Here is an 8,893-nt window from a genome sequence, read left to right as displayed (position 1 = left end):
ATAGCATGGTACCGATTACACCGCTACGCTTGGTACCGATACAGCGCTATCGTCAAGTAAATGATTTGCTGTTTCGGCTGAAAAGCAGGGACAGCCATATAAAATGAACTTAAAAACAGAATGCTTATGAGCAAGGTATTTCAAGTAAAGCCTAAGCGCCTCAAGCGCTCTAATGGCACAGTCCTCACTCCCGATATGGTAGTGACAGTAACAACCATGCAGCACACCGCCACCCCTTTTTACAATGGAGCCAAGGAGGTGCAGGAAGCCTACATGCGCATCTATGCTTTCGACTATAAGAAAGCATGCTGCAATCCGAATGATTTTGAATTTATAAAGTTGGACTAAACAATATTATTATGGAAACATTTGATTTGGCAACAAGTAATAGAATGGACATGACGAAGAAGTATGTCCTAAGCAATATTGATATAACGCCAATGAGTATAAAGTATAGATTAATAATCAAAGTAGCATTATTATGTTTTTCAATTTTGATAGGCTTATCATCCTGTAGCTTAAATTCTTCTTCTGAAGAACCATATTTAACTCCAGAGATTGCTATTAATCAACTTGCTGAATTATCGCCAACAGAGGGAGCTCAGTTTTTTGTGAATAATAGAGAACAATATCCGTTCCTTGATACATTATATGTTGATAACATAGTCCCCATTGTTGGGCAGTGTAGCTTTGATACCATAAATGCAGTTAAAAAATGCGTGGAAAAGACATCAGCAGATGATGCTTTATCTCCTTATTATAATGAAACAAGAGAAGATTATCTTGCCGGTCTTAACCAAGAGATTAAAGAGAATGCAATCTCTCAGAAGAAAGCATTTGTTGATTACATAGTTCCTGCAATGCAGGTTGAGATAGACTCATTGCTAGAGGTTGATATGAGTGAGGTGATGAGCAAGTATTCTGGCGGCTTTATGAATTGGAGAAAACTTAAATTTTGGTTTGGAACAGGAAGTGATGATTTTGAAAAAATATGGAATGAGAATATTGATAACGATAAGTATACAGAATGTGTCGCAAAATATATCAATACATATCTAGATTCATTGGCTGTACAAAGAAATAACTATTATAATGATATTATAGAAAATGGCGATTTTGAGAGCGAAACACGCATCAGCCAAGCAACAATGGATTTGTTGTTGGCAAAAAAATGTGTGTGTGAAGTAAAGAAGTTTACAGAAAAGGAAAAAGATGAGATGACTACGTCTTTCTTAAAGGATTGGGTGGCTCCTACAATATTAGGAGCTTTCTCTGGTGGAGTAGGTACAGTCGTTTCATGGGCATATGATGCTGGCAATTTTCTTTATGATGTAAAGGTTACATTAGATGATATTAAATCACAAAAACTTGATTCTGAAGAAGTTATAAAGTATGCTTGTATGGAAAATATAGGATTCCAAATACGTCAGGCATATTTGAAATATTATACAGAACGAGTGTTTAGAAATATCGATGAGAATAGCGATAAGTTGTATAATATAATATCTGAAAATCTATGAAAAAGTTTATTCTAAAAATAATTCTTATATCTATTTTAATGGTCTTGCCATATTCTTCTTTTGCACAAAAACAATTGGTAAAGACGGTCTATAAAGGAACTAAAGGACTGTTTAGAACCGAGGCAAAAGTCCTTACAAAGGAAGGTGTAGAGGCTGCAAACAAATCAATGCTGAAAGATGCCTTTAAGTCAGGTACAGAGGAAATAGGCAAGAATTATGTTCAGAAAGCATCGGCAAAGCAGCTTGTAAGAAGTGCTGTACGCAAGAATCTATTGAAAGAAATAGAAGAAAAAGAACTAGGCTCGCTTCTTCGTTATGGCATGATTGGAGCAAAAAAGGAAATTGCTCATACAGAGAAGTCGGCGGTGAAGGTTTTGTTAAAGAAAGGTTCTTATGACGAGAGCTACAATCAGGGTGTTCAAAAGTTGGTCAAAGAAGTTTCTGCTAAGGAGAAGAAAATGGCCACAAAACTTGTAGCTGAAGAATATTCGACTCTTTTAAAAAAGTATGGTTCTCATTTGTCTAAAAAAAAATATACAAAATTACTTTCCGAGATGTCCAATAATAAAGCTTTGGCGCAGTTAATAAAAGAAAACCCGAAGCTAAATATAATGAGATGGGAGAAATCGCAAAGAAAAACAGTTGATTTGTCTAAAATTGTACGCACTAACAAGGGAAACTTACCGCCTAACTATAAATATGCGGGTTCTACATTTTATGCAAATCCAGCTCTTAATCCTGAATTGGAAAAAAAATTGATTGATAATGGTGGTAAAATAAATTTAAATGGAACGATAGTTACAAGAGAAGAACTCATAAAGTTGGATAAAAAGTATCCTGGTGGAGTAACTTATGGAGATAATGGTTTGCCTGATTTTACCAAGGCTGCTAAAACTTATCCTGATGGAACTCCTGTAATAGAAGAAATTAAAGGTGGATTGACAAAAAGTAGCAAAAAAGATAGAGATTTAGCTACAAAACAGTTGGGGGACAAAGGTATCACTTGGGACCTTGGGTCGTATACGTGGCATCATATAGAAGGTACTAATAAGTTGGTATTGGTAGATTGGTATTATCATGCTTTATGTAAACATGCCGGTGGTAGAGCAATCTCTAAAATTTAATTTTGTTGCATAGTATACAGCTCCAGTGAAATGCCCTAAGTGTGGTGGATGGCATACCTATCCACCCGGCTTTTTTAGGCTTGAGTAAATGTTTCTATCTTTGTAACTGATTGATAGGTAATATTTTGTGTCATTGCGGTACCTGTTTCTAGGTGACGCAATAACGAAGTCTGGTGAAGTTTACATATTGTAGAAAGGTAAGTGCACTAATTTTGTCAATGATACTGGCAAACACAACCATTCAATACTTTTTTCTTGATGTTCTGTCACCATTTGACATCTCTATATAGTTATTTCGCAGCCGAAATCAAATGTATAACAATATAAGGTAATGTAACAATGGAAAAGAACATCAGGAAAAGAGTGTGTTGGTTGGCATTGGTATTGAGTGCCATGCTGGTAGTGTTATTTGGCTATTGGTTCTTCTTGAACCCTCATGGCTATTGGCAGAAGCAGAAAGAAGCTGAAAAAAATGAATACATGGAAAAGCAAATGCTTTGGCGGAAGTCGGAGAAAATGACCATGCAACAGATGTTGTCGGACATGACGCTAATGGCTAAGGGGGATTCGGTCCTGGTTTGTTGGCTAACTGGTCTCTCGCTTCCCGTTTATCGTGACTTCATTCATGGTACTGCGCAACCTACAAGGAATGCTTGGGCAGAGACGAGATATTGGTATATGTCTTCTCTCGCTAAAGGTAGAGAATGGATGGAGGAACGTGCCAAGACGAGGATTCACAAGAGCCTGATCTTTGTGGAATCGAGTAGATTTCAGGTGCAGAAGGATTCCTTGAAGGATTATCTCAATGAGAAACCTACTCATACGGAGATTGAATATAACAAGATGTATCCAGCTTTTGGTAAATCTACTGATAAAGAGTTTGAAGATTGGAGAAAAGAGTATAAACGTTTTCATTTGTTTTAAGGAGTATGAATGCAAAGATAAAATTGGGGGTGGCTGTAGTTTTAGTCTTGTGTTTCTTGGGTTTGTCTATAGGAGCACTAGATGTGGTTCCCAAACATATAGAAGATAGATTCTATGTTGTGGGTGTGGAAGGTAAATGGTCGAATTTAGTTTCTCTCTTGTTCTATGTCATAGCTGTAATGTGTGGCTTTTATGGTTGGTTAGTGTTTAGACATATAAAAAATAAAAGAAGATATGGATAGAATTTTGGGGTATCTAGCTATGGTCTACATCTTTTTGCCCTGGCGACCGATAGTTGTATTGGTGGCAGCGATACTGTTTGTCAACATCAATGGTACGGAATTGTATGGATGGCAAGCTGGTTTGGCGCATGGATTGTTCTTCCTGCCTAATCTGGTGAGGCATCTCTTTGACGGCGATGTCCTTTTCAAGGCTACCAATTGTACTGCAGGTTATCATGTTGCCTGGTGGATAGCTACAATCGGTTCGTGCATCGGTTGGCTCGTTGATGCAACCTTCTCTTTTATGAAGGCATCGGTATTTGTAGGTAGTGATAAAGAATAAATAAATATAAATATGATGAACAGTATGGCTGATAAAAAAGCTGCAAAGCGTGAGAAGATGATGAACATGCCATCTTATCGTCTGATGGTAGGTACGGCGAAGTATATGGACAAGTGGTTCTTGGATCCTATTCTTGGCTTCATCCTTCCTGTCGGTATCGGTGATGTTTTGACGAGCGTGTTTGCATTCCCATTCATCTATTACAGTCTTTGCGTGGTTAAGACTATTCCGCTGACTTTGGCTGTCATCTATAATATCTTGATGGATGTGCTGATTGGTGCCATACCTTTCTATATAGGTGATGTGCTGGATGTATTCAAGCGTTCGTATGTAGAGAACCTGAGATTGATTACTGGCTATATCGAGGATGATAAGGAGATTATCAATAAGGTGAATAAGAAGGCATTCTGGACGGCTGTGTTCATCGTCGTGCTTTGCTGGTTGATTTATGTGGTGATATCATGGGCCATTCGCTTGGGAACCATGGCTTATGATTGGATAGCTTCATTATTTTAAAATATGAATAGCAACATTTTCTTTCAGCCCTTCGTTGGCAAGGATTATGCCAACGGGGGGATATTCGGCAAGCGAATCATGATATTGGGCGAGAGCCATTATTGTGATGAGAGTTGTGCGGATTGTAGCGACTGCCAGCTACATCGGGAGTGTATGGGCTTTACGCAGCAGGTGCTTGGGGATTATCTCAATGAGAACAAGGAACGGCAAAACTGGATGCGGACTTTCCTGAAGTTTGAGCGTTCGTTAGTGGGTAAGGAAACAAATCAGGCGATGAGGCTGAAGATCTGGAACTCGGTCATCTTCTTCAACTATCTGCAAGTGGCGATGGGTGGCCCTCGCGAGGCTGGCGCAGCCGAACAATATTACCAGGCTGGCAAGGCTTTCTTTGAGGTCATCGAAAAGTACCAACCTGAGTACATCATCGTATGGGGCAAGAGGCTTTGGAACAATCTTCCTAATGTGCGCTGGCAGGATGGCGATAACATCGTAGTGGATGGTTATCCTGTTGTTACAGGTGCTTATCTTCTGAGTAATGGCAAGCAGGTGAAAGTGATGGCGGTGAATCATCCTTCCGTAGGCTACTCCTGGGACTATTGGTACAAGGTAATACAAAGATTTTTGAGATAATTTTCTCGCTTGCGCCACGATTTGACACACCATACCATTATCTTTGCCGTCGTAAACATTAAAAACAAGGAATTATGGCACAGATTACAATCAATATCCAGACGTTGGACTGGACAATGGGGGAGACCGTAGGCTTGCACTTGATGCTGAAGAAAGGCAGCAAGGCAAGAATCGCTTGGGGCGATGGAAAGGTACAGGTCGTGACAGGTAAACAGAAACCTGCTTCCGAAAAGTTGGCTTGGGTGGAGGCTGGTCATGCCTATCCGGAGAAGGGCATGTACTACACCATTACCATCTGTTCGGAAGAGGAGGATGCCATTATCGGATTTGATGGATGTGGCATGTTCGAGGTGAAAACCTTAGATGTGATTCTCACGGAATGTCCTAACTTGCGTATCTTGGGCTATTCTGGGTATGGCGAGGAGAAACTCGACGTGAGCAAGAATCCTTTGCTGGAGTTCATCGACTTCCACGAGATAAGAAACGAGAAGTTGGATTTCTCTGCCAATCCACTCTTGGAGGAGTTGCATATTGATGGAGCAAAGGACTTGGTATCTTTGAATTTGAGCAAGAACGACAAGTTGCGTCGCTTGGACATCTTCATGTGTCACAATCTCCAGCATCTTGCCTTGAGCAATCAGTCGCAGCTGAATGAGGTGGATTTCGCTCTCACTCATCTCCGTCCCAAGGACTTGGAGTATTTGGAGAAGACGTTGAAGCGAAACTCTCCTTACAAGGTACGGGGCGGAAGTTTTGGCGATGATAAGATAAAGGAAATTGATAATGGTAAAATAGTAGGGGAATATGAAGGAAAATTGTGATTGGAAAAAATGCTTGGACAGAATTGAGGATAAGGGATTTGACGACGATGATGCTTATTCAGAGATTCTAGAATATATCCGAGAGGTGGCTACTGTTGATGAGAAACGTGAAGTGCTACAAAATGTGGAGCAACGTGTGAAGAAAATCGTGAACTATGATTTTGCAAAGGCATGGTTCCTACGTCGCATGAGTGAAAGTGAGCATGATGTCATCGAAGACTTGATGGGAGTAAGATATGTTGTATTGAATGAGATGATGCTTCATCCGACTCCTGCCGAAGTGGAGAGATTTCGCTATCAGAATGATAAACTCTTCAAATTGACTCAGGAATGTTATGCCCAGTGCAGAAACATGTGGCGCACTTTGTTTCATACGCCTTATAAGGTGGAAGGAGTGTTGCGTTTCGAGTATGGAGATGACGATGCTGTAGTAAAGATGGAGAACGATGATTATTACGGATCTGATTTTCAATATATGATTCATCTGTTAGATGAACTGATGAGTGCAGGACGCTGTAAGATGGATACAATTTTGAATGGAGTCTTTGGCACATTTGATGGGGCTACCGAGGATGGGTATAAGCAGATAAACAACATGTTGGACGATGGAGATTCCTGGGATGAGTGTAGCCTTCATAAACCCGAGTTTGCTGATATTTGCGTTTGTTATGCCATGCATGCTCTACATACGCATCAAGACTATAGCCTGCCCGACATTCTTCGCATGGATGATTTCGTGGTAAAGGTTCATTTGCAATATGAGAATGAAGTTTGCGATACGAGAGATGCAGAGATTGGACCGCTCGATTATGAACCATCGTGGTTCCAAAAACTTGTAGAGGAAGATGTGAAAGAGTTCGGAGGAAAACATACGCTGAATCCGACAAGAAAGAAATAGTATATAAAATAAAACAAGAAGTTTAACGTCATATATAAAAGAAGATTATGAAGTTAGCAGAAGCATTGAGCATCAGAGCCGATTTGCAGAAGAAAGTGGCTCAACTGAAAGAACGTATCAAGGAAAGCGCTAAAGTGCAGGAGGGTGATGAGCCTTGCGATAACGTGGAGGAACTGTACAAGGAGCTGGATGACGTACTCGTCCAGTTGGAAGATCTGGTTTATCGTATTAACATCACCAACGTTCAGATAGTTCAGGACGGAGACTCCTTGACTCGATTGATAGCCAAGAGAGACGTCTTGTCGTTGCGTGTCAAGGCATTGAAAGAGGTGGTGAACTACGTAGCTGCCAACGATACTCGCTTTGGCAGAAACGAACTGAAATATGTTAGAACCATAGATATAAAGGCTCTTCGCAAGGAGGCTGATACCTATGCCAAGCAGTATCGGGAGCTCGACCTGAAAATTCAGAGTTTGAACTGGACTGTAGATTTGGTAGATTTGCAAGACTTGCCCCGATAATGGAGCGAGGATTGAAATTTTCATTGAGTAGATTAAAACTTTCGGAGAAAAGATAGAGGCAGCAAGAGGCTGACATCAGGCAATAGGTCTGTGTTAGCATTATTAAAAATTCATGTGTTTCATGCAAAGAGACGAGTTTGTTCACAGTTCATTTCAAGCATCGGGCACAAGTGTATCGCGCATTGGTATATGACAAAAGTCAGAAACGCCAGCATTTAGCATTACCATTTTGTTGGCTATCTTTTCTCCTTTTCTTTTTAGGCATTTCTCGTAAATATTCATTAGATTTTTAGAGATTATGGACAATCGTGTAAAATTCTATAGTTGGCTGATAGGCCTCTTGGATCGTAAGCATCTTACCTTTGAGGAGATAGCTAATGAGTGGCGTGATGCCAACGCTAATCAGGATGAGGATGAGTTGGACAAACGTACTTTTCATCGTTATCGTGAAAATATCCAGTCGCAGTTTGGCATTACTGTGGAATGCGACAAGAGCGACGGCTATCGGTATTATCTGAAGCGTGATCCGATCGCTAATGATGATGTGACGGAATGGATGCTGAGTTCCCTGCGGTTGGCTTCGCTAGGTGATATGCTGAAGTTTCACAATAAGGTGATGCTCGATACGCCGCCATATAACACGGAATATCTGGATGATATTCTTGCAGCGATAGATAAGCAATATCTGCTGAAGTTTAAGTATGTTTCGGGGTTCGGAGCAGAGAGCGATATCGTGCTGCAACCGGCTTTCGTGAGATACTTCAAACAACGGTGGTACGTGGTAGGAGTGAAGAAACAACGTTCGGCGTCCGAAGGGAAAGCCAATTCAAGTGCAGAGGAAGATGTGAGGAAACTCGTTAGGGTTCTTCCTTTCGACCGCATCAGTTTTCTGAAGCTTATTTGCGAGAAGCATCCGTTGTCGGCAAAGATGAAGAAGTTCCTGACTCCAGAGAATTATTATGAAGATTGCTTCGGCATCTATCGGATGGAAGATGTATCCGTGGAGAAAATCCGCATCCGTGCCTTCTATCCGGAATACAATTACATCGAGGAGGTTCCGCTGCACGAGAGTCAGCAGAAAGTAAAGGAGTCGAAAGATGGAATGTATCGGGAATATACCCTCACCATTCGCCCCAGCCGTGATTTCCTTCAGGAACTGTTGTGGCATGGCAGAAACCTCATCGTGCTGAAGCCTGAGAGTCTGAGGCAGGAGATGATCGGTATCTTAAAGGATATGACGAAGAGTTATGAGACGGGCGAATGCCTGAATGGGGAGGAATAAAAGAATCCTCAGATTGGGAATACACTGTGTGCCCAATCGGGGGTGTAATTTAAACTGTGTCAAGGCTTGTTCTTAACTTTCATTCCCACTCCC

Annotated in this window: 12 protein-coding genes; all 12 read left to right on the top strand. The window is 40.9% G+C overall.

Annotated features, from left to right (window positions below):
* The first annotated feature begins 126 nt into the window (after positions 1–126).
* The 12 genes from KSW37_RS14510 to KSW37_RS14455 all read left to right on the top strand — a co-directional run bounded on the left by KSW37_RS14510 (position 127) and on the right by KSW37_RS14455 (position 8,800).
* Complete coding sequence (locus KSW37_RS14510) at positions 127–348, top strand: DUF6140 family protein (protein WP_094446865.1); 222 nt, start codon at positions 127–129, stop codon at positions 346–348.
* An 11-nt stretch (positions 349–359) separates the two neighbouring features.
* On the top strand, positions 360–1,520 hold the full coding sequence (locus KSW37_RS14505) for a hypothetical protein (RefSeq protein ID WP_217315057.1): 1,161 nt from the start codon (positions 360–362) through the stop codon (positions 1,518–1,520).
* Positions 1,517–2,644, top strand: a complete 1,128-nt coding sequence (locus tag KSW37_RS14500; RefSeq protein ID WP_217315055.1) for an HNH endonuclease — start codon at positions 1,517–1,519, stop codon at positions 2,642–2,644. Before KSW37_RS14505 ends, KSW37_RS14500 begins: the two co-directional genes overlap by 4 nt.
* Before the next feature lie 339 nt (positions 2,645–2,983).
* On the top strand, positions 2,984–3,568 hold the full coding sequence (locus KSW37_RS14495; protein ID WP_217315053.1) for a hypothetical protein: 585 nt from the start codon (positions 2,984–2,986) through the stop codon (positions 3,566–3,568).
* A gap of 5 nt (positions 3,569–3,573) precedes the next feature.
* Positions 3,574–3,810, top strand: a complete 237-nt coding sequence (locus KSW37_RS14490; RefSeq protein WP_217315051.1) for a hypothetical protein — start codon at positions 3,574–3,576, stop codon at positions 3,808–3,810.
* On the top strand, positions 3,803–4,132 hold the full coding sequence (locus tag KSW37_RS14485) for a hypothetical protein (RefSeq protein ID WP_217315049.1): 330 nt from the start codon (positions 3,803–3,805) through the stop codon (positions 4,130–4,132). Before KSW37_RS14490 ends, KSW37_RS14485 begins: the two co-directional genes overlap by 8 nt.
* Positions 4,133–4,156: 24 nt before the next feature.
* Complete coding sequence (locus tag KSW37_RS14480) at positions 4,157–4,648, top strand: DUF4112 domain-containing protein (RefSeq protein WP_254368687.1); 492 nt, start codon at positions 4,157–4,159, stop codon at positions 4,646–4,648.
* Positions 4,649–4,651: 3 nt separating this feature from the next.
* Positions 4,652–5,278, top strand: coding sequence for a hypothetical protein (locus KSW37_RS14475; protein ID WP_217315047.1), 627 nt, complete (start codon positions 4,652–4,654; stop codon positions 5,276–5,278).
* Positions 5,279–5,352: 74 nt separating this feature from the next.
* The gene (locus KSW37_RS14470) at positions 5,353–6,099 is read left to right on the top strand and encodes a hypothetical protein (RefSeq protein ID WP_217315045.1); all 747 of its coding nucleotides are present in this window, start codon (positions 5,353–5,355) and stop codon (positions 6,097–6,099) included.
* A complete protein-coding gene (locus KSW37_RS14465; RefSeq protein ID WP_217315043.1) occupies positions 6,083–6,997 on the top strand; it encodes a hypothetical protein in 915 nt (304 codons plus the stop codon). The genes KSW37_RS14470 and KSW37_RS14465 overlap by 17 nt, the downstream gene beginning before the upstream one ends.
* 47 nt (positions 6,998–7,044) lie before the next feature.
* Positions 7,045–7,518: a DIP1984 family protein gene (locus KSW37_RS14460; protein WP_217315041.1), complete on the top strand. Its 474-nt coding sequence runs from the start codon at positions 7,045–7,047 to the stop codon at positions 7,516–7,518.
* A gap of 298 nt (positions 7,519–7,816) precedes the next feature.
* Positions 7,817–8,800: a helix-turn-helix transcriptional regulator gene (locus tag KSW37_RS14455; protein ID WP_217315039.1), complete on the top strand. Its 984-nt coding sequence runs from the start codon at positions 7,817–7,819 to the stop codon at positions 8,798–8,800.
* Positions 8,801–8,893 lie beyond the last annotated feature (93 nt).

Origin of the sequence: Segatella copri, assembly GCF_019127135.1 — a bacterium.
Classification (GTDB): domain Bacteria; phylum Bacteroidota; class Bacteroidia; order Bacteroidales; family Bacteroidaceae; genus Prevotella.
Note: the sequence above shows the minus strand (reverse complement) of the source record. Positions and strands in the feature narration are given on the sequence as shown.